The sequence below is a fragment of the Terrisporobacter mayombei genome (assembly GCF_020748465.1).
Taxonomy (GTDB): Bacteria; Bacillota; Clostridia; order Peptostreptococcales; family Peptostreptococcaceae; genus Terrisporobacter; species Terrisporobacter mayombei.
Genome location: NZ_JAHZMP010000003.1, coordinates 65,168 through 88,595, shown reverse-complemented (window position 1 = coordinate 88,595; position 23,428 = coordinate 65,168). Strand labels below are relative to the sequence as shown.

27 protein-coding genes and 1 riboswitch are annotated in these 23,428 nt (G+C 27.8%); of the genes, 19 read left to right on the top strand and 8 right to left on the bottom strand.

The features are described from left to right. Window positions 1-62: 62 nt before the first annotated feature. Window positions 63-1,010 (bottom strand): calcium/sodium antiporter, encoded by a 948-nt coding sequence (locus K0039_RS11135; RefSeq protein WP_228105147.1) that lies wholly within the window; start codon window positions 1,008-1,010, stop codon window positions 63-65. 377 nt (window positions 1,011-1,387) lie between these two features. Here K0039_RS11135 and K0039_RS11130 point away from each other — a divergent pair, with 377 nt between their 5' ends. The 5 genes from K0039_RS11130 to asnB all read left to right on the top strand — a co-directional run bounded on the left by K0039_RS11130 (window position 1,388) and on the right by asnB (window position 6,837). Next, window positions 1,388-2,095: a response regulator transcription factor gene (locus K0039_RS11130; RefSeq protein ID WP_228105146.1), complete on the top strand. Its 708-nt coding sequence runs from the start codon at window positions 1,388-1,390 to the stop codon at window positions 2,093-2,095. Window positions 2,096-2,211: 116 nt separating this feature from the next. Then, on the top strand, window positions 2,212-3,132 hold the full coding sequence (locus K0039_RS11125) for an ABC transporter ATP-binding protein (RefSeq protein WP_228105145.1): 921 nt from the start codon (window positions 2,212-2,214) through the stop codon (window positions 3,130-3,132). Beyond that, window positions 3,125-3,904 carry an ABC transporter permease gene (locus tag K0039_RS11120; RefSeq protein WP_228105144.1) on the top strand — a complete coding sequence of 260 codons (780 nt, stop codon included), beginning with the start codon at window positions 3,125-3,127 and terminating at the stop codon, window positions 3,902-3,904. Before K0039_RS11125 ends, K0039_RS11120 begins: the two co-directional genes overlap by 8 nt. Window positions 3,905-3,927: 23 nt before the next feature. Next, window positions 3,928-4,839 carry a sensor histidine kinase gene (locus K0039_RS11115; RefSeq protein ID WP_228105143.1) on the top strand — a complete coding sequence of 304 codons (912 nt, stop codon included), beginning with the start codon at window positions 3,928-3,930 and terminating at the stop codon, window positions 4,837-4,839. A gap of 156 nt (window positions 4,840-4,995) precedes the next feature. Beyond that, complete coding sequence (gene asnB, locus K0039_RS11110; protein WP_228105142.1) at window positions 4,996-6,837, top strand: asparagine synthase (glutamine-hydrolyzing); 1,842 nt, start codon at window positions 4,996-4,998, stop codon at window positions 6,835-6,837. Between the two features lie 45 nt (window positions 6,838-6,882). Here the strand turns inward: asnB and K0039_RS11105 are convergent, their stop codons facing one another. The 6 genes from K0039_RS11105 to nadA form a co-directional block, all read right to left on the bottom strand. After that, window positions 6,883-7,533: a YdcF family protein gene (locus K0039_RS11105; RefSeq protein ID WP_228105141.1), complete on the bottom strand. Its 651-nt coding sequence runs from the start codon at window positions 7,531-7,533 to the stop codon at window positions 6,883-6,885. A gap of 25 nt (window positions 7,534-7,558) precedes the next feature. Further along, window positions 7,559-8,362: a DUF3169 family protein gene (locus K0039_RS11100; protein ID WP_228105140.1), complete on the bottom strand. Its 804-nt coding sequence runs from the start codon at window positions 8,360-8,362 to the stop codon at window positions 7,559-7,561. Continuing rightward, on the bottom strand, window positions 8,346-8,561 hold the full coding sequence (locus K0039_RS11095) for a helix-turn-helix transcriptional regulator (RefSeq protein ID WP_228105139.1): 216 nt from the start codon (window positions 8,559-8,561) through the stop codon (window positions 8,346-8,348). The genes K0039_RS11100 and K0039_RS11095 overlap by 17 nt, the downstream gene beginning before the upstream one ends. A 184-nt stretch (window positions 8,562-8,745) precedes the next feature. Next, window positions 8,746-9,585: a carboxylating nicotinate-nucleotide diphosphorylase gene (gene nadC, locus K0039_RS11090; RefSeq protein WP_228105138.1), complete on the bottom strand. Its 840-nt coding sequence runs from the start codon at window positions 9,583-9,585 to the stop codon at window positions 8,746-8,748. Continuing rightward, on the bottom strand, window positions 9,578-10,870 hold the full coding sequence (locus tag K0039_RS11085; protein WP_228105137.1) for an L-aspartate oxidase: 1,293 nt from the start codon (window positions 10,868-10,870) through the stop codon (window positions 9,578-9,580). The genes nadC and K0039_RS11085 overlap by 8 nt, the downstream gene beginning before the upstream one ends. After that, complete coding sequence (nadA, locus tag K0039_RS11080; RefSeq protein WP_228105136.1) at window positions 10,860-11,786, bottom strand: quinolinate synthase NadA; 927 nt, start codon at window positions 11,784-11,786, stop codon at window positions 10,860-10,862. The genes K0039_RS11085 and nadA overlap by 11 nt, the downstream gene beginning before the upstream one ends. 233 nt (window positions 11,787-12,019) lie before the next feature. Here nadA and K0039_RS11075 point away from each other — a divergent pair, with 233 nt between their 5' ends. The 11 genes from K0039_RS11075 to K0039_RS11025 all read left to right on the top strand — a co-directional run bounded on the left by K0039_RS11075 (window position 12,020) and on the right by K0039_RS11025 (window position 20,938). Then, window positions 12,020-12,529 carry a transcription repressor NadR gene (locus K0039_RS11075; RefSeq protein ID WP_228105135.1) on the top strand — a complete coding sequence of 170 codons (510 nt, stop codon included), beginning with the start codon at window positions 12,020-12,022 and terminating at the stop codon, window positions 12,527-12,529. Window positions 12,530-12,669: 140 nt separating this feature from the next. Beyond that, the gene (locus tag K0039_RS11070; RefSeq protein ID WP_228105134.1) at window positions 12,670-13,866 is read left to right on the top strand and encodes a sensor histidine kinase; all 1,197 of its coding nucleotides are present in this window, start codon (window positions 12,670-12,672) and stop codon (window positions 13,864-13,866) included. Between the two features lie 3 nt (window positions 13,867-13,869). Next, a complete protein-coding gene (locus tag K0039_RS11065; RefSeq protein WP_228105133.1) occupies window positions 13,870-14,598 on the top strand; it encodes a LytR/AlgR family response regulator transcription factor in 729 nt (242 codons plus the stop codon). Window positions 14,599-14,738: 140 nt separating this feature from the next. After that, window positions 14,739-16,157 (top strand): carbon starvation CstA family protein, encoded by a 1,419-nt coding sequence (locus K0039_RS11060; RefSeq protein ID WP_228105132.1) that lies wholly within the window; start codon window positions 14,739-14,741, stop codon window positions 16,155-16,157. Window positions 16,158-16,337: 180 nt separating this feature from the next. Further along, on the top strand, window positions 16,338-17,042 hold the full coding sequence (locus K0039_RS11055; RefSeq protein ID WP_228105131.1) for a MerR family transcriptional regulator: 705 nt from the start codon (window positions 16,338-16,340) through the stop codon (window positions 17,040-17,042). After that, window positions 17,018-17,155 (top strand): hypothetical protein, encoded by a 138-nt coding sequence (locus tag K0039_RS11050; protein WP_228105130.1) that lies wholly within the window; start codon window positions 17,018-17,020, stop codon window positions 17,153-17,155. Before K0039_RS11055 ends, K0039_RS11050 begins: the two co-directional genes overlap by 25 nt. A gap of 113 nt (window positions 17,156-17,268) precedes the next feature. Next, entirely contained in the window at window positions 17,269-17,847 is a 579-nt protein-coding gene (locus K0039_RS11045; protein ID WP_228105129.1) for an HD domain-containing protein, read from the top strand. Window positions 17,848-18,219: 372 nt separating this feature from the next. Further along, complete coding sequence (locus tag K0039_RS11040; RefSeq protein ID WP_228105128.1) at window positions 18,220-18,606, top strand: desulfoferrodoxin family protein; 387 nt, start codon at window positions 18,220-18,222, stop codon at window positions 18,604-18,606. 389 nt (window positions 18,607-18,995) lie between these two features. Continuing rightward, a complete protein-coding gene (locus K0039_RS11035) occupies window positions 18,996-19,316 on the top strand; it encodes a PadR family transcriptional regulator (protein WP_228105127.1) in 321 nt (106 codons plus the stop codon). Window positions 19,317-19,331: 15 nt separating this feature from the next. Further along, window positions 19,332-19,988 (top strand): permease prefix domain 1-containing protein, encoded by a 657-nt coding sequence (locus tag K0039_RS11030; RefSeq protein WP_228105126.1) that lies wholly within the window; start codon window positions 19,332-19,334, stop codon window positions 19,986-19,988. Beyond that, window positions 19,988-20,938 carry a DUF4097 family beta strand repeat-containing protein gene (locus K0039_RS11025; protein WP_228105125.1) on the top strand — a complete coding sequence of 317 codons (951 nt, stop codon included), beginning with the start codon at window positions 19,988-19,990 and terminating at the stop codon, window positions 20,936-20,938. The genes K0039_RS11030 and K0039_RS11025 overlap by 1 nt, the downstream gene beginning before the upstream one ends. On the opposite strand, the gene K0039_RS22805 is transcribed toward K0039_RS11025, so the two are convergent. After that, window positions 20,849-21,172: a VTC domain-containing protein gene (locus K0039_RS22805; protein ID WP_334302536.1), complete on the bottom strand. Its 324-nt coding sequence runs from the start codon at window positions 21,170-21,172 to the stop codon at window positions 20,849-20,851. The two genes, K0039_RS11025 and K0039_RS22805, sit on opposite strands and share 90 nt — an antisense overlap. 152 nt (window positions 21,173-21,324) lie before the next feature. Next, window positions 21,325-21,501: riboswitch (cobalamin riboswitch) on the top strand. Window positions 21,502-21,705: 204 nt separating this feature from the next. Here K0039_RS22805 and K0039_RS11020 point away from each other — a divergent pair. From K0039_RS11020 to cbiQ, 3 genes are read left to right on the top strand one after another with little or no spacing between them, the layout of a single operon-like run. After that, a complete protein-coding gene (locus K0039_RS11020; protein ID WP_228105124.1) occupies window positions 21,706-22,422 on the top strand; it encodes an energy-coupling factor ABC transporter permease in 717 nt (238 codons plus the stop codon). Continuing rightward, a complete protein-coding gene (locus K0039_RS11015; RefSeq protein WP_228105123.1) occupies window positions 22,422-22,751 on the top strand; it encodes an energy-coupling factor ABC transporter substrate-binding protein in 330 nt (109 codons plus the stop codon). Before K0039_RS11020 ends, K0039_RS11015 begins: the two co-directional genes overlap by 1 nt. After that, complete coding sequence (gene cbiQ / locus K0039_RS11010; RefSeq protein ID WP_228105122.1) at window positions 22,738-23,427, top strand: cobalt ECF transporter T component CbiQ; 690 nt, start codon at window positions 22,738-22,740, stop codon at window positions 23,425-23,427. The genes K0039_RS11015 and cbiQ overlap by 14 nt, the downstream gene beginning before the upstream one ends. The last annotated feature ends 1 nt before the right edge of the window (window position 23,428 follow it).

The window sequence follows — 23,428 nt, the reverse complement described above, 5'->3', positions numbered from 1 at the left end:
AAAAGTAGCTGTTGCACAACAATTTTTTATTGTTTGTGCGACAGCTACTTTTTATTAGTTATTTATCTCATAATAGTATAAGCCATATAAGCCGCGTATAATACAAGGAATATAATACCTTGTGATTTTACAAGTGAGTTGTCTTTTTTCATAAAAAAGTATAAAAGAACAGTTATAGCAACCATGAATATTATATCTATTAAGGCAAATGTACTTATAGTTATAGGGCTTATAGTTGTAGCCAACCCCAAAACAAATAAGATGTTAAAGATGTTAGACCCTATAATGTTTCCTATTGCTATTTCTGTTTCGCCTTTTTTTATTGCAACAACAGATGTTACAAATTCAGGTAAAGATGTACCAATAGCAACTATTGTTAATCCAACTAAGTTAGCACTCATACCGAAAGATGTTGCTATATCAGTAGCAGAATTAACAACCATATCTCCACCTAATACTATACCAACAACCCCAATTATACTTAATAAAATAGTTTTTGACATAGATGATTCTCTAGCAACTTCTACATCCATAGTTGTTGCAGCCTCGTTAGTAGTTTCTTGACCACCTTTTTTAGCAGATTTTACTGTATCAATTAAGAAATACGCAAATACTGCTAGTAGTATTAATCCTTCTATTCTACTAATATTTAAATTTAATCCAAATATTAATAGCAAAGAACTAACTAATAATAAAAAAGGTGCATCTTTTTTTATTGTACCTTTTTGAACAGGTAGTTTAGTGATTATGGCTGAAACACCAAGAACTACAAGTATGTTGAAAAAGTTTGATCCAACAACATTAGCTACACTCATATCATTTTGGCCAGCTAATGATGATGTAATACTTACAGCTGCTTCTGGTGCACTTGTTCCCATGGCAACAATTGTAAGACCTATAACCATGGCAGGAACATTAAATTTTTTTGCTATAGATGATGCCCCTTCCACGAATAAATTAGCCCCTTTTATAAGGAAAAAGAAACCTATAATTAAAAGTAAAAATGACATTTTAATTCCTCCGAGTTTAATTAAAATAATTTTGACGATATTATAGGATACCACAAAACCTAAATATTTACAAAGTATTTTGAAATAATTATTACTATGGTAATAAATATTTATTAAAAATAATAAAATAAGCTATCTATGAAGATAAATAGCTTATTTTATTCTAAATCTTTCACTTTTAGGATTCCAAATAATTTAATCATTAAAATATATTCTTTGAACTTTATTTCACCCTTTAGGATTAAATATATATTCTACATTTCTGTAAAAAATTATTCCTGGGAATTATAATAACTTAAATATATTTGTTAAAATGGAATAAATTAACTAATATAATTGTATATGGAGAAAAACTTTTTATTTTAAGGAGAAGGATTATGAATAAAGAACATATTTTAGTAGTTGAAGATGATGCTGATATAAATAATCTTATTGCTAAAACACTGCAAAAACAAAAATACAGAGTTACTCAAGCTTTTTCTGGAAGTGAAGCTAATCTTCGCTTGTCTATGGATAAATTTCATTTAGTAATGTTAGACTTAATGTTACCAGGAATTACAGGAGAAGAATTAATAAAAGAAATTAGAGAAAAACAGGACATGCCTATTATAGTTATTTCAGCAAAAACTTCCTTGGAAGACAAAGTTAAAGTATTGGATTTAGGTGCAGATGATTATTTAACTAAGCCATTTGAACTAGAGGAGATATTAGCTCGAGTAAATTCTCAGCTAAGAAGATATAGAAAATTTGGAAATGTAGTTAATTATAACTTGGAAAATAAAGATGAATATAAATTTAAAGAATTATTACTAAATGAACAGTCTAGGACCGTTAAGATTAGAAATAAAAATATTTATTTGACTAATCATGAGTTTGATATTTTATATATTTTAATAAAAAATCCAGATAAGGTTTATTCAAGAGAAGCTTTATACGAATTAGTATGGAAAAGTGGTTATTATGGAGAAGACAATTCTGTAAATGTGCATGTGAGCAATATAAGAAAGAAAATAAAAGAAGTAGAAAAAGAAGATGAGTACATAAAAACAGTTTGGGGTATAGGCTTTAAATTAAATAATAATTAGTAATCTTTAAACTTTCTTTAGACTTTCTTGAATATTTATTAAAAATATTTTTGTATAATTAAAAATATAAAGTTAATTAAAACTTAAAAGAATTAAAAAGTTGAGGGAGATTAAGGATGGAATCAGTTATAAGAACACATAAGTTGTGTAAAAAATACGGTGAAGATTTTGCGTTATCAAATATAAATATTACTATAAATCAAGGTGATATTTATGGTTTAGTAGGGAATAATGGCGCTGGAAAAACTACATTGCTTAGAATTTTAACAGGTCAAGGTGTAGCCAGTAGCGGTGAATTTGAATTATTTAAAAAAACATCAAAAGAAGAATTAAATAAGGCTAGAAGTAGAACAGGAACAATAATAGAATCACCAAGCTTTTATGAAAAATTAACAGTAGAGCAAAATATGGAGTACTATAGAATTCAAAGAGGAATACCTGGCAAAGACAAAATAGATAAAGTTTTAGAAGAAGTAAACTTATTAGATGCAAAGAAAAAGAAATTTAAAGATCTATCTCTTGGTATGAAACAAAGACTAGGATTAGCATTGGCAATGATGACAGAGCCAGAATTATTATTACTGGATGAACCTATTAACGGATTGGATCCATCAGGAATTATAGAAATAAGAAATTTACTTTTAAAACTTAATAAAGAAAAGAACATAACAATTCTAATATCAAGTCATATATTATCTGAATTATCAAATGTGGCAACTTGTTATGGATTTTTAAATAAAGGCCATTTAATAGAAGAATTATCAGCAAAAGAACTTGAGGAAAAATGCAAAACTTATTTAGAAATTAAGGTAAGTAATCCTAAAAAAATGTCGGCATTGCTAGAAGAAGAGCTAGGCTATAAGGATTACAAAGTATTGCCAGAAGATAGAATACAAATATTTGAAGAAATTGATAAGCCAGAGAAAATAAGTAATTTAGCTGTTTCTAATAGCATAGGATTATTAGCTATGGAAGAAAAATCTTTAAATCTTGAAAATTATTATATGTCTTTAATTGGAGGTGTTCAACATGATTAATTACATTAAAAGTGAATTTTATCGTAATTTACATTCTAAGGGGAATTATATATTTTTATTTGGGTGTATGTCATTTGTTATATTTTTAAATGGGGTACTTGCTGTTTTTGCCAATAATACACCGAACTTTCCTTATGCAGGTACTTGGTTTTCCTTTTCATCATTATATACAAGTATGGGGATACCACTAGTTTTATGTCTACCTATGGTAGCAGTAGTATTTGGGCAAGAACACAAAAGCCATACTTTAAAAAATTCTATCTCTTATGGTATACCAAGAAGTGAAATTTATTTTGGGAAATTTATAGTTTTATTAATTATAGCTTTAATTAACTTAATTTTTATTAGTGCTGTTTATATTGGAAGTGCTTTAATATTACTTGATAATAGTGGTTCAGTTTATTTAAATGAGTTAATAAGAGCATTAATTGCATGTATGCCATTGTTCTTGATTAGTGCCACTGTTGCTCACTGCTTTTACTTTATTTTTGAAAATGAAACTACAGTTGTGGTTTGGTGGGCATCTGTGATTATTATAATACCGAAGGTTATTGAGTTACTAGGAGCTAGGGTAGAAATATTAAGAAAAATAGCACAGTTTATGCCATGGAATATAGTAAAAAATATTACGCAAGGAAGTGGAGCTCATAAACTTATATTCTTTTGGAGTAGTCAACAAGGATTAATAAACTGCTTTATAGTAGGCGTTGTTGGAACAATAGTATTCTATTTATTGGGAATGAAATTATTTGAAAAAGTTGAAATAAAATAATATTAAAAGGGAGTGTGCAGATTATGATATTTATGGTGATAGTTTTATTTTTTACAAGCGTGTATTTTTCTGCACGCTTTTTTTTACTTTCTAAAAATGTTAGAGAAGCAAAAGATGATTTAAATGAAATTTGTGAAGATATAGAAAGAAATAGAAGACTTACTTTGTTCTCTCCAAATGAGGATATGGAAAATCTATTAAAGGAAATGAATAATTATTTAGAAATAACACAAATGGAAAAAATTAAAAGTAGCCGAAGAGAAAAAGAATTACGAAAAGAAATAGAAAACATATCTCATGACTTAAGAACTCCATTAACATCCATATTAGGTTATGTGGAGTTAATGAAGGATGAGGAAATAAGTAATGAAGAAAAATATGAATATGTTTCAATAGTAGAGAAAAAATCTAGAGCATTAAAAAATTTAATTCAAGATTTCTATGATTTATCTAGGTTAGAAGCTGATGAATATAAAATGGAAATAAAAAATATAGATGTTCATAAAGAGTTAATGGAACAATTGTTGATTTTTTATAATGATTTTGATAAAAAAAATATAGATGTAGAATTGAACCTTGGTGATGAGGCAATAATAATTCAAGGCGATTTGAAAATTATAGAAAGGATTTTTATCAACCTGATTCAAAATGCAATTAAATATACAAAGGATACCTTTAAAGTATCTATAAAAAAATCAAGTGATAATATTGATATAATTTTTAGTAATAATGTGGAAAATCTAGAAGAAATAGATGCAGAAAAACTATTTAACCGTTTTTATATGAAAGATGAATCAAGAAATAATCAAAGTTCTGGATTAGGACTTACTATAACTAAGTTCTTAATTGAAAAGATGAATGGTAGTATAAAAACAGAAATAAATGATAATTTTATACATTTTAAAATTACTTTTAAGCATGATTTAAAAGGATGAATAAATTTAAAAAATAAGGGAAATACCTAATTGTATAGTATACATTTAAATAAATTAACCGCATTGAAATTTGAACAAAAAAAATAAACCTTAGATGTATCAAAAATTATGTATTCATCATATAGTAACACATCTTGAACAAATGGAGGCTATATTATGTGTGGAATTGTAGGATGGTCTAATCTTAAAAATAATATAAGAGATTACTCCCATATAATGAACAAAATGATTAGTACACTTAAGCTTAGAGGACCTGACTCAGAAGGATTAAAAGTTTATGATCATGCATTAATTGGTCATAGAAGACTTGCTATAGTTGACCCAACTGGAGGTCTTCAGCCTATGACAAAAAAAATAGGTAATAGAGAATACACTATTTGTTATAATGGAGAACTTTATAACACAGAAGAAGTAAGAGCTGACTTGCTTGCAAAAGGATATTCTTTTAATTCCTATGGTGATACAGAGGTTCTGTTAACATCATATATTGAATATGGTAAAAACTGTGTAAAATATCTTAATGGTATTTTTGCCTTTGGAATTTGGGACGAATATAATCAAGAACTATTTTTATGTAGAGATCCACTGGGGATTAAACCACTTTTTTACTCATACAAAGATGGTAATTTAGTTTTTGCATCGGAAATGAAAACTCTATTACAACATCCAAATGTAGATTCAGTAGTAGATAAAGATGGTTTGCTTGAACTTATGTCTTTAGGACCGGGACGAAATCTAGGTAGTGGAATATTTAAAGATATAAAAGAAGTTCCACCAGCATTTTATTTAATATTTAATGATAAAGGCATGACTTTAAATGAGTACTGGAAACTAGAAGTAAGAGAACATGAGGATGATTTAGAAAAAACAAAAAATACTATTAGAGATTTGTTAGTAGAAATCATAGAAAATCAGATTGTTAGTGATGTTCCTGTATGTACTTTTTTATCTGGAGGACTTGACTCAAGTATAATTTCAAAGGTTGCCTTTGATAAATTTAAAGAACAGGGATTTGACACTCTAAACACTTTTTCTATAGATTATGAAAATAATGATAAATATTTTAAGAAAAGTCTATATCAACCAAACTCTGACTCAGAATATGTAAAAAGAATGGTAGATTTCTTAGGTAGTAATCATCATAGCATTGTTTTAGATAATATTGATTTGGCACATGCATTAGATAATGCAACTAGAGCTGCTGATTTACCGGGCATGGCAGATATAGACTCATCACTATACTTATTTGCAAAAGAGGTAAGAAAATATGCTACAGTAGCTTTATCAGGGGAATGTGCCGATGAAGTATTTGGAGGATATCCTTGGTTTACAAGAGAGTACGACTCTATTGAAATATTTCCTTGGGCAAACTCCATAGGTTACAGAAAAAATATTTTAAAAGATGATTTAAAATCACTTCCTATTGAAGAATATGCAAAGCAAACTTGTAGAGATAGTATAAATAGAGTAGAAAAATTACCAGGAGAAAGTCACGAAGATAGAATAATAAGAGAATTATCTTATATCAACATTAAGCACTTTATGCTTACTTTAATTAATAGAAAAGATAGAATGACCATGTCTAATAGTTTGGAAGGTAGAGTACCTTTCGCTGACAAGAGATTAGTACAATATGCTTTTAATTTGCCAAAAGATGTAAAGTTACTAAATGGCAGGGAAAAAGGACTACTACGTGAAGCTGTAAGAGGTTTAGTACCAGATGAAATTATAGACAGAAAGAAAAGTCCTTATCCAAAAACTCATAACCCTGAGTATACTAAAGAAGTTAGCCAAATGTTAAGATTGATTTTAGAAGACAAAACTTCTCCAATTCATCAAATTGTGGATTATAATTTTGTTTCTAGATTGATTGATACAGGAGGAACATCTTTTGAGCAACCTTGGTATGGCCAATTGATGACTGGTCCACAAGTTATTGCTTACTTAATTCAATTTAATAACTGGATGAAGTTTTACGATATTAAATTAGATATATAAATATGAAAAAGCCATTAATATAAAATGTTATTAATGGCTTTTAATTTATTTGCATAAATGTTTATTGTATTTTAAAGAAACTAAATTATTATAAGCATTCCAGACATTGTGAGGAATCTCTTGTTCAACTTGAAAACCATTTTTACCATATAAATCAATTCTCTGTAAATCACCAACCATAATGCTAATAAACTCATCTTTAGAAATTTCACCATTAGAATAAAACTCACAGTATTCCTCGAAAGAATATTTTGGAGATGTTATAATAAAATCAATTTCTGGCCACTGTTTTTTTATGGTAGCAAAAGTTCTTCTTTCTCTATAAGGTTTATCTACTACTAAAAAAGAGAAAGGGTGCAAGTCTAAATCATTTAAGAGTTTTTTTGTTTTACTTATATTTTCACCAGTATTCGAAGCTTCATTTTCAATAATAATTTTATTTTTAGGAACACCCATATTTATAGCAACTTCTGCAAATTTTTCTCCTTCAGTCATATTCCATATATCTTTAGTAATTCTACCAAAACCACCGGTAAAAATTATATTATCACCATATCCTTTAAGAAAAAGTTCAGCACATCTTCTAGCAACATGTAAGTCATGGCTTCCAAATCCTAAGATAATTTCAGCACTTTTAGATTTTTGATTCAACTTATGATAATTCCACAATATTTTTCCGTAATAATCTATATTCATGATACCTCCATATTTCTGAAGTTTTTTACTTTGATTTTGAGCATTTAATTGATTCCATACAATAAGAAACTGTTTGAACTAGCCATATAATTGTTACCATTGTAATAGGAAGAAGTCCAAAATCCCACAAAAAAGAGCCTAAAACGCAAAATATCCAAAGTATAACACATGTTGTAGATACAGACGAAAATGCCTTATAAGCGCTTTTATATATAGATAATTTTATAGCCTCATCACAGCTGTCTACCCATTTTTCGCTAAATTTTGTATCATAGACGCTACCTTTCAAGAAAGGATTAATTTCCTTTTCTAAATTAACTATTTTATTTTGAATCAATATAGAAGATACAATACATATTATAAAGCCTATAGTGTAACAAATAACTTTTATAATGCTTAGTTCACCGTTCATATCATCAAAAGGTAGTAATATAGTACCTACTCCGAAGAAAAATAATCCAAGAATCATGTTTATTGAAGTAACTAATAGAATATAAGATAATTTTTCTTCAATTTTATCTATTGTATTATCATCTTCACTTGTTTGTTTCCACAATTCATATTCTTTTCTTGAATTAGTATATATGATTTTATATGCTATTATTAGTAATATAGAAAATATAAGACTTGCAAATGGCGTAATTACATTAAGTATATTTATCAATAGACTAGGAACACTATCTCCAAGAATTTCTTTTAAATATCCAGACATCTCACCTAAAATGGCCCCAAAAATAAAAGATATAACTAATACTATAGCGAAGCCTTTAAAAGCTTTCTTATCTTCCTTTTTTATTTCACTTTCACGAATATTATTCAATAGCCCCATCCTCCTCATAACTAAAAATATCTTCTACGCTTACATTGAAAATCTTTGCTATTTTTAATGCTAAAGTAACTGAAGGAGAATAATCTCCGCGCTCAATTTGGCTAATTGTCTGTCTAGACACGCCAATTAGGTTTCCCATCTGAGTTTGATTTACATTAATCTTAGCTCGATATTCTTTTAAACGATTATTTAACGGCATATGACCCTCCTAACTGACCACATTATGAATATGACAACTATAATTGTCATAATTAAATATTAGCTTTGACAACTATAGTTGTCAAGTATTAAATTTAGCTTAATATATATAATTATTTGATAAATAAAAAGAGTAATAATTTTAGATAATTTTTATCTAAATTATTACTCTTCATTTTCATAGATCATATATTTTTTAAGTTTTTCATACTAAGATCAAGATTTTTAACGGAGTGAGTAAGAGCACCCACAGATATGCAATCAACACCAATTTTAGCAATAGACTTAATATTTTCTAATTTTACATTACCAGAAAACTCAATAATGGCTTTATCACCAATCATATTTATTGCTTCTTTTGCTACTTCTAAATTCATATTATCAAGCATAATAATATCTGCTTTAGCCTCAATAGCTTCTTTAACCATATCTAAGGTTTCAGTCTCAACTTCAATTTTTCTAACAAAAGAAGAATTTTCTCTACAAAGCTTAACAGCATTAGTAATACCACCAGCTGCTGCAATATGGTTATCCTTTAGCATAACACCATCAGATAAATTGAATCGATGATTGTGACCACCACCAACTTTAACAGAATACTTTTCAAGAATCTTTAAATTAGGTGTAGTTTTTCTAGTATCTAATAATTTAGCATTTGTATGCTCAATTTCTTTAACATATTTATTAGTAAGTGTGGCAATACCACTCATTCTTTGTAATAAATTTAGAGCAACACGTTCACCTTGGAGAATGAACCGAGTATTGCCTTTTATAAGAGCTATTTTATCGCCAGGATAAATTTTATCTCCATCATTTTTTAGAAAAGATACTTCCACATTACCAAGAATTTTAAAAACTCTTTCAAAAACTTTAAGTCCGGCAATGACTCCTTCTTCTTTGCAAATTAAATCTACTGTAGAATTACTATCTTCACTAATTACAGAATTTGTACTTATATCTTCTCCTGGGATATCTTCCACAAGAGCATCTTTAATTATTTTATCTACTACTAAAAAATTAATCATCTATAACTCCACCCTTATCTTTAATAGCATTCACAACTATGAGTCCATTTTCTTCTTCTATTTCTTCTCTGCTAGTATATATTTCATCAATATCCACTTTTGTCAGATTAAATTCATCTATACTTTCATTAATATTTTGGGCAGCTCTTTTAGAGAAAACAAGGCCTTCAAGTAAAGAGTTACTAGCAAGTCTATTGGCACCATGAATTCCTGTACAAGCAGTTTCGCCAACAGCATATAGATTTTTCATGGAAGTTTCACTACTTAAATCAACTTTTATACCACCCATAAAATAATGTTGAGCAGGAGAAACTTTTATAGGCTCTTTTGTAATATCAGTGCCTTTTTCTAAACATTTATTATAAATAGTAGAGAAGCGATTTTTAAGATATTCTTCATTTAAGAAACTAATATCAAGATACACATAAGGTGTATTAGTTTTTTTCATTTCATTGAAAATTGCCTCAGACACCACGTCCCTAGGTTGAAGTTCGTCCACAAATCTTTCTCCATTAATATTGTAAAGTTTTCCACCTTCACCTCTTACAGATTCAGATATCAAAAATCTTCTTTCATCCCCAGATTCATCATAAAAAGCAGTTGGGTGAATTTGAATATAATTAATATCTTTAAGTTCTATTTTATGTCTAAGGGCTACAGCTAAACCATCTCCTCTTAAAATTCTTTGACTAGTAGAATTTTTATATAAACCACCAATTCCACCACAAGCAAGAACTACAAATTTAGCAAATACATTGATTTGTTCTTTATTTTTTAATAATATAGCACCAATACATTTGTCGTTTCTTTCAATTATATCAACAAGGAATGTATCCTCTAAAATTCTTATATTTTTACGTCGAAAAGCATTTTTTACAAGAGTTTTTTCAACATTTTCTCCAGTGTTATCTTGTGTGTGTATAATTCTATTTATACAGTGAGCACCTTCTTTTGTATAATCCCAATTACCATCTTCATCTTTATCAACATCAAGTCCCAAAGAGACTAGGTAATCTACGTTTTCAATAGATTCATTTGTTAGCACATTTACAGCATGAATATCATTTTCATATTTACCAGCTTTTAAAGTATCTTCTGTAAAAAATGGAACATCGTCTAAACCTCTAGCTACAGAAATACCACCCTGAGCTAAAGATGTATTAGTACAATCTATCTTATCCTTTGAAACTACCATTACATCTAAATCTTGGCGAAGATTTAGTGCACAATATAGTCCAGCTACACCAGATCCAACTACTAAAACGTCTACATATTTATTTTCCACAAAGAACCATCTCCCCTAATTTATGCATGTTTTCTAGAGATGTTAAAGCTTTTTCTGATATTTCTTTATCTAGAATAACTTCATCTATTTTTCCACATAAAGCATCATAAACTTTTTCCAAAGAAGTTTTTTTCATGTTAGGACAAATCATTCTTTCAGGGAAATAAAACTTCTTATTAGGATTTCTTTTATTTAATTCATACAAAATACCTTCCTCTGTACAAATTATAAATTCTTCATCTTCACATTTTGTAGCATAGTTTATGATTCCACTTGTGCTTCCGATATAATCAGCCAAGTCTCTAACTGGTTTGTTACATTCTGGATGAGCTAAAATTTTCACATTTGGATGATATTTCTTAGCCTGTAATACTTCCTCAGAAGTAAGTCTTTCATGAGTAGGGCAGAAGCCTTGCCATAAAATAAATTCTTTTTCAGGGAAAAATTCAGCTATGTAACCACCTAAATTTCTATCTGGTAAAAATAAAATTTCTTTATTAGGCACATTTTTTAAAATATCTAAAGCACTAGATGAAGTAACAGAAACATCACAAAGGGCTTTAACTTCATAAGATGAATTTATGTAACATACTTTAAAAGCATTTGGATATTTTTCTATCATTTCTTCTAAATCAGAAGCATTAGCCATATCAGCCATTGGACATCCAGCATTAGTAGCTGGTAAGATAATTTTTTTGTGTGGAGATAAAATTTTAGCACTTTCCCCCATAAACTTTACTCCGCAGAATATAATTAGTTCTTCTTCACAATCACGAGCAATTTTGCTCAAATAATATGAATCTCCAGCATAATCAGCGATTTCTTGTATTTCATCAGGCTCATATAGATGAGCAAGTATTATAGCGTTTTTTTCTTTTTTTAACTGTAAAATATTTTCTTTTAAAATATTCCTCATATTTACACCCTTTTCTGTTATAATGTTTTTACAAGTGTATATACACTTGTAAAAACATTATAACACCGCAGTTATTACTACACAACAAAAAATACAATAGTTAAAAACTTAATAATATACAATGTTGATATATTGTAAAGTAAGTATAATAAATGACCTATTGATTTATATTAAAAATCTATATAGAATAGTAAAAAGATAGATAAACTGATTATTTAAGAAGAAGGTGTGTTATGAATAGCAATGAAAGAAGAGAAAAATTACTACATATACTAAAAACATCTAATAGACCAGTTAAAGGTGTAGATTTAGCAAAAGAACTTAATGTAACAAGACAAATTGTTGTAAAGGATATTGCATTATTAAGAGCTTCTGGAATTGATATATTAGCTACATCTACTGGATATATAATATACACTATAAGAAATCAAGAATTTAAAATAAAATGTAAGAATCATTACAATGATGAGAATCTTTTATTAGAATTACAAACAATTATTGATTTAGGTGGAAAGGTGAAGGATGTTATAGTAGATCACCCTACATATGGAACTATAAAAGCTGAATTAAATCTTGCATCAAATAGAGACCTTAAAATATTTATGGAAAATAGTAAAAAAAATGGATTTAAACAATTATCAAGTTTAACACAAAATTATCATGTTCACACAATAGAAGTAACAGATGAAAATACTTTAGAAGAAATAAAAAAGGAATTAAAAGAAGTAAACATATTATTATAAAATTTAAACTTATTAAGGGTAGTATCATTTTTGATATGCCCTTTTTTGATGAAATAAATTATATATATTAATTGATTGTTTATTTAGAATAAAATAAAGTGGTAATATATACTTAACGTGGAGGACAAAGGAGGAATCATATGAAAACAGATTATTTAATAGCATTAATGGAAAAGACAAGTTTATTAGTAATGCTATTTCTATTAATTAGTAGATTAAATACATTTAAAAGCATTTTTGAAAAAGAAAAATACAGTAAAAAAGATTTAGCTGTTATATCTATAATATTTACTTCTTTGGCAATAATGGCAACATATAATGGAATTCATTATAAAGGATCTATTGTAAATACAAGAATAATATCTATAGTATCTGGCGGAATATTATTTGGACCTGTTGTTAGTATTCCAGCAGGATTTATTGCAGGAGCGCATAGGTATTTTATTGATTCAGGGGGAATGACATCTGTACCTTGTTTTATATCGAGTATCATGGCAGGAATATTATCTGGTATTGCACATAAAAAAATCCCAAAATCATCAAGGGCTTTTTGGGGAATTTTAATTGGTATGATTTCAGAGAATATAACAATACTTTTAATATATTTTATTTCAAAACCCACAGACTTAGCTATTGATATTATAAGGGCCATATACTTACCTCTTATTGTTGGACAATTAGGGATAGGTTTTATGGTGTCTATTGTACAAGTAATAGAAAAAGATAAAAAAGAGATAGAGGTAAGAAAAAAAGCAGAAATAACATCTCTTCAAAGACAGATTAATCCACATTTTATATTCAACGCCTTAAATACAATAGCATCATTTATACGTTTTGACCCTCAAAAAGCAAGAGAGCTTATAATAAGCTTATCTACTTATCTTAGACATAACTTAGAATTTAACGATAAACCCATAAGTATAAAAAAAGAAATAGATCAAGTAAAGTCCTTTGTAGAAATAGAAAAAGCACGATTTGGTGAAAAACTAAAGGTTATTTATGATATAGATGATGTGGATGTTAAAATACCAAGTTTAATTATTCAACCACTAGTTGAAAATGCCATTATTCATGGAATTCTAAGTAAGGAGAAAAATAAAAGTGGACAAGTAATTGTTTCTGTTAAGGATCTAGGAGAAAAGGTTAAAGTATCTGTTGAAGATGATGGCATAGGAATAGATGATAAAGTTATAGAAGATTTGTATTCAGGGAATATGCCTGAAAATAAAATAGGACTTTATAATGTACACTTAAGACTAAAATTATATTATCATAGAGGATTAGACATAAAAAAACTAGACAGTGGAACCTTAATAGAGTTCTATGTGGGGAGGTAAGAAATGAAAGTTATTATAGTTGATGATGAATATCCAGCAAGAAAAGAGTTAAGATATTTTATTGAAAAATATACAGAAATGGAGATTATGGATGAATTTGATAACGGATTAGATGTACTTAATTTTATACAAGAAAGTACATTAGATGCCATATTCCTAGACATTAATATTCCAAAATTAGATGGAATGCTTTTAGCAAAAACCATAAATAAATTTGAAAGAAAACCAAAAATAGTTTTTATAACTGCTTATGATAATTATGCAGTGGAGGCATTTAATTTAGATACTTTTGATTATATTTTAAAACCATATTCTGATGAAAGAATAATTTCAATGTTAGATAAACTAAAAAATGCTATCCTTGAAGATAATTGTAAAGATAAAATTGAGTATCAAAAGGTTAGTAATAAAATAAGCCTTTGGAAAAATGATAAAATTCACATAGTTGATGTGCATGATATTTATTACTGTGAAGCAAGAGAAAGATATACACATATTTTTACTAAAGATGAAGAATATGAAATAAGAGAATGTATATCAGAAGTAGAAAAAACAATTAATAATGATAGTTTTTTTAGAAGCCATAGATCTTATTTGGTAAATTTAGAAAAAATAGAAGAGATAATACCTTGGTTTAACAATACATATATATTAAAACTAAACAAAGGAAAATATGAGATAACTGTAAGTAGGGGTAGGGTTAAATTATTTAGGCAACTTATGAATATATAAATGCAATTCATGTATAATTTATGACAATTCGTACATAAGAAATAGTTTTCCGCGTTAGAAATAGTATTATTTTGGTATAGAGATTAAAAATGATAAAAAAATACAAATCTCTACAAAAAACTATAGAGGGAGTAGGAATTATGATTACTTTTTTTAGTGCAATTGTTATTTTAATTTTAGGTTATTTTTTATACGGAAGATTTGTAGAAAGAACGTTTGGAATTGATGATTCATTAAAAACTCCAGCAATAACTTTAGAAGATGGAGTTGACTATGTTCCAATGGATTGGAAGAAAATATTCCTTATTCAATTTTTAAACATCGCAGGGCTTGGACCAATATTTGGGGCAATTCAAGGGGCATTATTTGGACCGGCAGCATTTTTATGGATAGTATTTGGAACAATATTTGCAGGTGGTGTACATGACTTTTTATCAGGTTATTTATCACTTAAAAACAAAGGTGTATCGGCATCAGAACTTGTTGGTATTTACTTAGGGGAAAATGCAAGAAAAGTGATGGTAGTATTTAGTGTAGTATTATTAGTTTTAGTAGGTGTAGTATTCGTAACTGGACCAGCAGGACTTCTAAATAACTTAACTAAAATTGATACATCAGTATGGGTAGTAGTAATATTTGTTTATTATATATTAGCAACAATACTTCCAATAGACAAAGTTATAGGAAAGATATATCCTGTATTTGGAGCTGCACTTATAATAATGGCTGTTGGTATAGCAGGTGGGTTAATAGTAAAAGGTTACAATATACCAGAATTAACGTTAACTAACTTACATCCAGGTGGAAAATCAATTTTTCCATATTTATTTATAACAATAGCTTGTGGTGCTATATCAGGATTCCATGCAACACAATCACCTTTAATGGCTAGATGTGTTGAGCATGAAAGAGAAATAAGACCAGTATTCTACGGATCAATGGTAGCAGAAGGTATTATAGCTTTAATATGGGCAGCAGCTGCAATGGCATTCTTCCATGGTGAGCCACAATTACAAGCGCTTTATGGAACAAATCCAGCAGTAGGTGTTCAAGAAATGTCAGTTGCTTTACTTGGATCAGTAGGAGCAGGACTAGCAATACTAGGAGTTGTAGCATGTCCAATAACTTCAGGTGATACAGCATTTAGAAGTGCTAGACTTACAATAGCTGACACATTTAATATAAAACAAGATGCAATTAAAAATAGATTTATGATAGCAATACCTTTATTTGCAGTAGGTGTAGCTTTAACATTTATAGATTTCAACGTAATATGGAGATACTTTGCATGGTCAAACCAAACATTAGCTATGATAATGTTATGGACAGGAACAATGTTCTTACTTAAGGCTAATAAAAACTATTTTATAACTGTTATACCAGCAATATTCATGACAGTAGTAACATTTAGTTATATAATGCAAGCTCCAGAAGGATTTAAATTATCACCAGCAATAGGTAATGGAATAGGTTTAGTTGCAGGTTTAATTTTCACAGTTATATTCTTTAATAAAGTAAGAAAAGTAAAATCTGAAGGTAATAAACAAAATATAGCTTAATAGATGATAACATTAATATATGAAACCCCAGTTAGAAGCAAGTAAAAAATGAACTACTTGGCATATGCCAAGTAGTTTATTTTTATGTTGAGAGATTACAAATTTACTTACTTATTGCATTATGTTAAATACTTTTCTAATATATAAATATAGATATGAGATTAAAAAAGGATGGCATATATGAAAGATAAATATTTAATTGGAGAGGTAAGTAAGTTGTTCAACATTTCCCGGGACACTTTGGTGCATTATGATAATATAGGTTTATTAAGTCCTAAGAAATATAAAAATAATGGATATAGATATTATAAAATTGAAGATTTAAATTGCTTAACAGATATAATTTTTTATAAAACATTAAATCTTTCTTTAAATGATATTGATGAGGTAATGAAAGACTCTTCTCCAGAACAAGTTTTAAGCCTTATTAAAGATAAAGAAATATACATACATAAAGAAATCGAAAAATTAAAGAAGGTTCAACGAAGACTAGAAATGATGAAAATATCTGTGGAAGAGTGTATTTATGACTCTAAAAAAGTAGAGATAGTAAAAGATGAAAGAGAAAGCTACTTCCTTTTAGAAATCACAAAGGAAGATAAGTTCAATGATTTTATAGAACTTGTAGAAAAAATTCAAAATATAGATCAATATATATTTGATTATATAAACTTTTCTTTCTTAATAGATGAAGGTGATTTATCTGATAATGATGCAGAGAAAAAGATCAAATGGGGTCTTACTATAACAGATAATATTGAAAAAATAAAAGATAACATAGAAAGCAAAAGTATTGAATTTATATCAGAAGAACAATATATGTATACTGTAATAGCTTTAGATGACAAGGCTTATGATAATTGGATAAGATATGTGAGAAAATAGTAATAGAAAATAATATTAATGTATCTGGTCCCATACTTGGACAAATGTTATTAACTGTATATAAAGATGAAAGTCCTATTGATTATTTTGGTCTTTATATTCCCGTGAAATAAAATTTACTGAGTTAATATGGCTATATAATGTATATGTATGAATGACATATGTCATGTAAATTAATAATATGTCTATGATAAAGTATAATTAACATATATATAGGAGAGTTGCTATGAATAATACTAATCAAGTTATTGAATTTATAAAAGAAATAGAAAATTTAAAATCAGTTACAAGAACTGCTTGGACAAAAACTGGTCGAAGAGAATCTACGGCAGAGCATTCTTGGAGGCTGGCAATGTTGTTAATGGTCTTAGAAGAGGACTTTAAAGATGTTGATATTAATAAAGCCATAAAGATGAGTTTGGTTCATGATTTAGGTGAGCTTTATGATGGTGATATATCAGCAAAACTGCAAAGTGCAGATGATAATAAATCGCATATGGAAGAGAGAGCTATGAAAAGAATGTTAACAACATTACCAGAAAGTTTAAGTGGAAAAATATATGATTTGTGGAAAGAATATAATGAGTGTTGTACAAAAGAAGCTAAGCTTGTAAAAGCTATGGATAAACTTGAAACTATAGTTCAACACAATCAAGGGAAAAATCCTGATGATTTTGATTATGAATTTAATTTGAAATATGGATCACAGTATTTTGAAGATAATGGGAAGATTAAATTAATGAGGAATATAATTGATGAAGATACAAAGCTTAGTATGAAGTCAAAAATATTAAATAAATTTTAAAATTATTTAAAAGTTGCGAAATAATCATAGCAACTTTTTTTGTTTTTATAGTAATGGAAAGTCTTATGAGTAAAATTAACAAAATATAACAACAAGTACTATAAAAAGGTTTTATTTATTTCATTTGATTTTTAACTTAATAGAAACAGTGCATTGGTATGCTTACTATAAGCAATAAACTTTTAAATGATTATTTGGAAAGTAGGAAGATAGAATGATTGAGATTGACAGTAGTTATAATTATATATAAGATAAAATTAAGAGTATATGATGAATTATACTTGTATTATTACCTAAGGGGCTACAACCTGGAGGGTATAAAATAATCACAATTATTAATAGTTGAGGATTTAATATGGAGGGGGTTATAGAATGAACAATTCAAAAAAATTTTTTATATGCAGTGTTTGTGGAAATTTAATAGAAATGATAGACCATAAAGGACCTAAAGTAGTATGTTGTGGTAAAACAATGAATGAGCTAGAGGCAAATACAACAGAAGCCTCAGTAGAAAAACATATACCAGTATTAAATATAAATGAAGACAAAGTAAAAGTACAAGTTGGAAGCACATTACATCCTATGATACAAGAGCATCATATAAGTTGGATATATCTGCTAACTACACAAGGTATGCAACGTAAACATTTAGAAATAGATAGTGATCCAATTATAGAATTTGCTTTAACTGAAGATGATAAAGTATTAGAAGCATATGCTTATTGTAATCTTCATGGATTATGGAAAGTAGAATTATAGATAAAAACCTAAGTGAGTTATCTAAAATATAAGATAATTGTATATGAAGAACTCTAGCAATTAGAGTTCTTTTTTGCTTGTATGAAAGTATGTTGTAGGCTTACTGTGTATTTATTGTTTCTATAAGGATTTACATTTAATTAATTAATCATAAAAAAATAAGAAAAATGGGCGTATAAGGAATTTTGCGCTTGAGCACGACATAAAAGTACAAGAGTAATATAAACAGATGTTAATAGTAACTATATTATATATATTTAATGTAGTTACTATTTTTTTATTATTAACATATTCTAAGAAAAAACATATTATATTTTCATATATACATTGACAGGCGAAGTATATAAAGTTACTATAATAGTAAAATGAGGAAAAAGGAGATGCTATTCTTGTCAATTACATCAGATTTACTAAGGGGACATACAGACACCATAATATTAAATGAACTTATGAAAGGCGATAGTTATGGATACGCCATTAATAAAGTAATAAAAGAAAAGACAAATAATCTTTATGAATTAAAAGAAGCTACATTATACTCAGCATTTAGAAGGTTGGAAAAAGCTGAGTTAATTACATCATATTGGGGAAATGAAGGAAGTGGAGCTAGAAGAAGATATTATTCAATCACTGAAATGGGAAGACAAATTTATGATCAAAATAAGTTGGATTGGGAAGAAGCTAAAAATATAATTGATAGTTTAATTTAAGGAGGAAGGTATATCATGATAGGAAACTTTGAAGTAAAAATAAAGGATTATGTACAAGAATTATTTGAAAATGCACCCCAAAATAGAAGAACAGAAGAGTTTAAAGAAGAATTATTAGCAAATTTATTAGATAAATATTATGATTTATTACAAAGTAATATGGACGATGAAATGGCTTATAATAAGGTTATATCAAGTATAGGAAATATTGATAATTTATTTGAAAAAGATCCTTTAGAAATTACGAAGGAAAGTTGGGATAAGAAGAAAAGTGCAAAAATTACCGCAATATCAGTAATGATGTATATATTATGCCCTGTAAGTGTAATAGTTTTTGAAGGATTTGGATTTGAAACTTTAGGAGTAGTTATAATGTTCTTATTAATAGCGGGGGCTACAGGTCTTTTAATTTATAATAATATGACAAAGCCACAATATATGAAACAGGATGACACCTTAGTAGAGGATTTTAAAGAATGGAAAAGTACTACTAGTAAAAGTAGAAGAGTGAGAAAATCTATTGAAAGTGCAATGTGGGCAATAATTACAGCAATATATTTGCTAATAAGCTTTACAACAGGTGCATGGCATATAACATGGATAATGTTTATAATAGGTGCAGCCATAGAGAAAGTAATAAGAGCCTATTTTGAATATAAGGAGATAGATTAATGAATGATAAGAATTGGGTCAAACTTAGAATGATCCTATGGTCTATTGTTGCAATTTTATTAGCATTAGTATTAGCAGTAGGCATAAAAGGATGGGGTGGAAATATATTTTCAGGTAATATTTCTAATAGAAGTTTTACAATTTCAAATATGAAAGTAGTAAAAGAATTAAAATTTGATGATATAAATCATATTAAGTATATAAAAACTGATTTTAACGCCAGTGATTTAATTATTACTGAAAATAATGAAGATAATATAAAAGTAATTGTGAAATGTAATAAAACTTTAAAAAATAATAAGTATATAAATGCGGACATTAACTCAGATACATTAAAAATTGAGGATTTTAATAATAAATCAAGTAGAAATATATTTGGCATATTTAATGGATATTCTTTACAGGTGGAAATAAAGGTTCCGAAATCTTATAAGGAAAATATAACGATTAACAACAGAGTAGGAGATATAACTTTTGATTCAAATTTAAATTTAAATAATCTATCTATTGATGTTGTAACTGGAGATATTGATGGAAATCAAAGAATAAATTCTAATAAAATTGATATAAACAACAAAGTTGGAGATGTGAATTTTAATTATCTATATGGAAAAGAAGTAACTATTAAAGGAAAAACTGGAGATATTGATATAGACAAATTTAGTGGAAAAGGTAGCATAGAATCTCAAGTTGGAGATATAACTTGTGATATAGAAAATTTAAATGGAGACTTTAGCATTAAATCAAAAGTTGGAGACGTAGAGTTATATACAAATAAAAATTTAAGTTTTATTTTTGAAGGTAATAAGAACTTTGGAGATTTAGATACAGGGTTAAAGTTTAATAATGTATCACAATCATCAGATTCTTTTACTGGACAATATGGAAATGATCCAGTGAATAAGATTATAGCAAATGTAAAGACAGGAGATATAAGCATAAATGACTAAAAAAAGAAGGACTAAGTTTCTTCTTTTTTTATGTACTAATGGATTTGATATGGAATGCCTTATGACATCACTATTTTTCGTATCATAATAGATGTTATATATACTATAAGTATTGTTGTTTTGGCAAAATTTATCATGGTTCATATAATCAAAAAGTTTTGGAAGTAACTCATTATATTGGTTTTCTGTTATTAAAAATTTTTTCTCATATCGTTTGAATGATTTTATTATCATATTTCTCACATATTTAGCAATGTATTTTATAGTATGAGTATAATAATTTAACCTTAAAAGAATCTTAAAGATAAATTTTTAACAAATTTTTATGAAAAGAAATTTTTTATATGGATTATATGCATAATTTGGTATAGAATTAAATTGTAAGAATAATAAAAAATATTTTAGGTTCTTTAACGATTAATAGGGAAAGAGGTGGAAAACCTCTACAACCCCCGTTACTGTAATGTGGACGAAACTCGGTAAACCACTGTAGTTCAAACTATGGGAAGGTGAGGAGTAGAATGAAACTAAGTCAGGATACCTGCCTAAAATATCAAAAGAAATTTCTTCGGGGTGAAGGAAGTATCTTATTAGAAAACATTTTATGTTGGAAATTAAAAGATACGAACCTAACCTTTTGGTTAGGTTTTTTAATTATCAACTAATAAGGAAACATAATATTTATTTACAACAAGAAGACTTAGTTAAATGAAACAAAATAATAAGATATACACCCTAAAAATAATTAAAAGGGAGATGTATGTAGTATGAAAAAAAGTAATGTGAAATGGTCATTAATAGCAGCATTTATGCTAATGATCACACCGGTAGTCTCAAACGCAATGCACATCATGGAAGGATTCTTACCAGTAAAATGGGCCATAATTTGGTGGGTAATATTTATTCCATTCTTCGTAGTAGGACTTAAAAATATTACTAAAATAGTTAAGGAGCAACCTAAAAAGAAATTATTATTAGCACTTTGCGGAGCCTTCGTCTTTGTATTATCAGCATTAAAAATTCCATCAGTTACAGGAAGTTGTTCACATCCAACAGGTGTAGGACTTGCAGCAATATTATTTGGACCTAGTGCGACAGTTGTTTTAGGTACAATAGTATTATTATTCCAAGCTTTATTATTAGCTCACGGAGGAATCACAACTTTAGGAGCAAATGCTTTTTCGATGGCAATTGTAGGACCATTAGTTTCCTTTGGAATATGGAAACTATGTAAAGATAAAATGGATAAAAAAGTTGCAGTATTCTTAGCAGCAGCTTTAGGAGATTTATTAACATATACAGTGACATCATTCCAATTAGGTCTTGCTTTCCCAGACCCAGCAGGTGGATTTATGGCTTCAGCGGTAAAATTCCTAGGAGTATTCTTTGTTACTCAAGTACCTATAGCAATAGCAGAAGGATTACTTACAGTTATAATTTATAACTTTATAAGTGAAAATGAAGAGAGAGAGGTGTTAGCATAATGCAAAGTTCAGCATCAAAAAAATCTAGTAATATGAAGTTAACTGTGATTTTATTTCTATTAGTTTTAGCTATAATTATTGTTCCATTAATAACTCAAAAAGGTGCAGAATTCGGAGGAGCAGATGGAGAGGCTGAAGGTGTAATAACTGAAATAAATCCAGAGTATGAGCCATGGTTTAGTAGTTTAATAGAACCTGCAAGTGGCGAAATTGAAAGTTTACTATTTGCATCGCAAGCAGCTCTTGGAGCAGGAATAATAGGATATTATATTGGAACTACTAGAACTAAGAAAAAAATGAGAGATGAAAGATTAAATGATAATAGATGATTATGCTTATAAAAATAAGTTGTATAAAGTAAATCCAAATGTGAAATTTGCTATAGGTATGCTATTACTAATATTATCTTTAATTAATCCTTACAATTATATATCCTTATTGATTATAGGTATAATGAGCTTTGTTATAGTTGGAATTGCAAAAATTGAATTTAAAGATTATATTCATTTTATTAAAATTCCATTGGTATTTTTAATTGTCAGTATAATTATGATACTTTTAAATTTCTCTAAAGATAAAGAATCATTATTATACAGTATAAATATAGGAAGTTTATACATAGGTGTTTCAAATGAATCAATAGTATCATCAACACGCTTATTTTTTAGAGCGTTATCATGTTTAACTTGTATTTATTTTATAATGCTTACAACACCTTTTAATCAATTAATATTTGTATTCAAAAAACTACATTTACCAGATATAGTTTTAGAAATTTCCATGTTAATGTATAGATTTATCTTTATATTTATGGAGGAAGTTGCAGATATAAGAAAATCCCAAGAACTCAGATTTGGATATATAAATTTAAAAAATGGATATAACTCCTTTGGATTATTAGTAAATATGTTATTTAAAAGGATGATGATAAGATATGATGAGATGAGTATAGCTTTAGATATGAAGCTTTATGATGGCACATTTTATATTGTAGAGGAAGATTAAT

What these genes read in the sequence shown, in the direction of transcription:
- asnB (WP_228105142.1), top strand. Translation starts at nt 4,996, where the DNA reads ATGTGTGGAATTGTAGGATGGTCTAATCTTAAAAATAATATAAGAGAT.
- K0039_RS11125 (WP_228105145.1), top strand. Translation starts at nt 2,212, where the DNA reads ATGGAATCAGTTATAAGAACACATAAGTTGTGTAAAAAATACGGTGAA.
- nadA (WP_228105136.1), bottom strand. Translation starts at nt 11,786, where the DNA reads ATGAGGAATATTTTAAAAGAAAATATTTTACAGTTAAAAAAAGAAAAA.
- K0039_RS11120 (WP_228105144.1), top strand. Translation starts at nt 3,125, where the DNA reads ATGATTAATTACATTAAAAGTGAATTTTATCGTAATTTACATTCTAAG.
- K0039_RS11015 (WP_228105123.1), top strand. Translation starts at nt 22,422, where the DNA reads ATGCAAAGTTCAGCATCAAAAAAATCTAGTAATATGAAGTTAACTGTG.
- K0039_RS11025 (WP_228105125.1), top strand. Translation starts at nt 19,988, where the DNA reads ATGAATGATAAGAATTGGGTCAAACTTAGAATGATCCTATGGTCTATT.
- K0039_RS11040 (WP_228105128.1), top strand. Translation starts at nt 18,220, where the DNA reads ATGAACAATTCAAAAAAATTTTTTATATGCAGTGTTTGTGGAAATTTA.
- K0039_RS11075 (WP_228105135.1), top strand. Translation starts at nt 12,020, where the DNA reads ATGAATAGCAATGAAAGAAGAGAAAAATTACTACATATACTAAAAACA.
- K0039_RS11070 (WP_228105134.1), top strand. Translation starts at nt 12,670, where the DNA reads ATGAAAACAGATTATTTAATAGCATTAATGGAAAAGACAAGTTTATTA.
- K0039_RS22805 (WP_334302536.1), bottom strand. Translation starts at nt 21,172, where the DNA reads ATGATAATAAAATCATTCAAACGATATGAGAAAAAATTTTTAATAACA.
- K0039_RS11095 (WP_228105139.1), bottom strand. Translation starts at nt 8,561, where the DNA reads ATGCCGTTAAATAATCGTTTAAAAGAATATCGAGCTAAGATTAATGTA.
- K0039_RS11060 (WP_228105132.1), top strand. Translation starts at nt 14,739, where the DNA reads ATGATTACTTTTTTTAGTGCAATTGTTATTTTAATTTTAGGTTATTTT.
- K0039_RS11135 (WP_228105147.1), bottom strand. Translation starts at nt 1,010, where the DNA reads ATGTCATTTTTACTTTTAATTATAGGTTTCTTTTTCCTTATAAAAGGG.
- K0039_RS11030 (WP_228105126.1), top strand. Translation starts at nt 19,332, where the DNA reads ATGATAGGAAACTTTGAAGTAAAAATAAAGGATTATGTACAAGAATTA.
- K0039_RS11100 (WP_228105140.1), bottom strand. Translation starts at nt 8,362, where the DNA reads ATGGGGCTATTGAATAATATTCGTGAAAGTGAAATAAAAAAGGAAGAT.
- cbiQ (WP_228105122.1), top strand. Translation starts at nt 22,738, where the DNA reads ATGATAATAGATGATTATGCTTATAAAAATAAGTTGTATAAAGTAAAT.
- K0039_RS11045 (WP_228105129.1), top strand. Translation starts at nt 17,269, where the DNA reads ATGAATAATACTAATCAAGTTATTGAATTTATAAAAGAAATAGAAAAT.
- K0039_RS11055 (WP_228105131.1), top strand. Translation starts at nt 16,338, where the DNA reads ATGAAAGATAAATATTTAATTGGAGAGGTAAGTAAGTTGTTCAACATT.
- K0039_RS11130 (WP_228105146.1), top strand. Translation starts at nt 1,388, where the DNA reads ATGAATAAAGAACATATTTTAGTAGTTGAAGATGATGCTGATATAAAT.
- nadC (WP_228105138.1), bottom strand. Translation starts at nt 9,585, where the DNA reads ATGATTAATTTTTTAGTAGTAGATAAAATAATTAAAGATGCTCTTGTG.
- K0039_RS11065 (WP_228105133.1), top strand. Translation starts at nt 13,870, where the DNA reads ATGAAAGTTATTATAGTTGATGATGAATATCCAGCAAGAAAAGAGTTA.
- K0039_RS11105 (WP_228105141.1), bottom strand. Translation starts at nt 7,533, where the DNA reads ATGAATATAGATTATTACGGAAAAATATTGTGGAATTATCATAAGTTG.
- K0039_RS11020 (WP_228105124.1), top strand. Translation starts at nt 21,706, where the DNA reads ATGAAAAAAAGTAATGTGAAATGGTCATTAATAGCAGCATTTATGCTA.
- K0039_RS11115 (WP_228105143.1), top strand. Translation starts at nt 3,928, where the DNA reads ATGATATTTATGGTGATAGTTTTATTTTTTACAAGCGTGTATTTTTCT.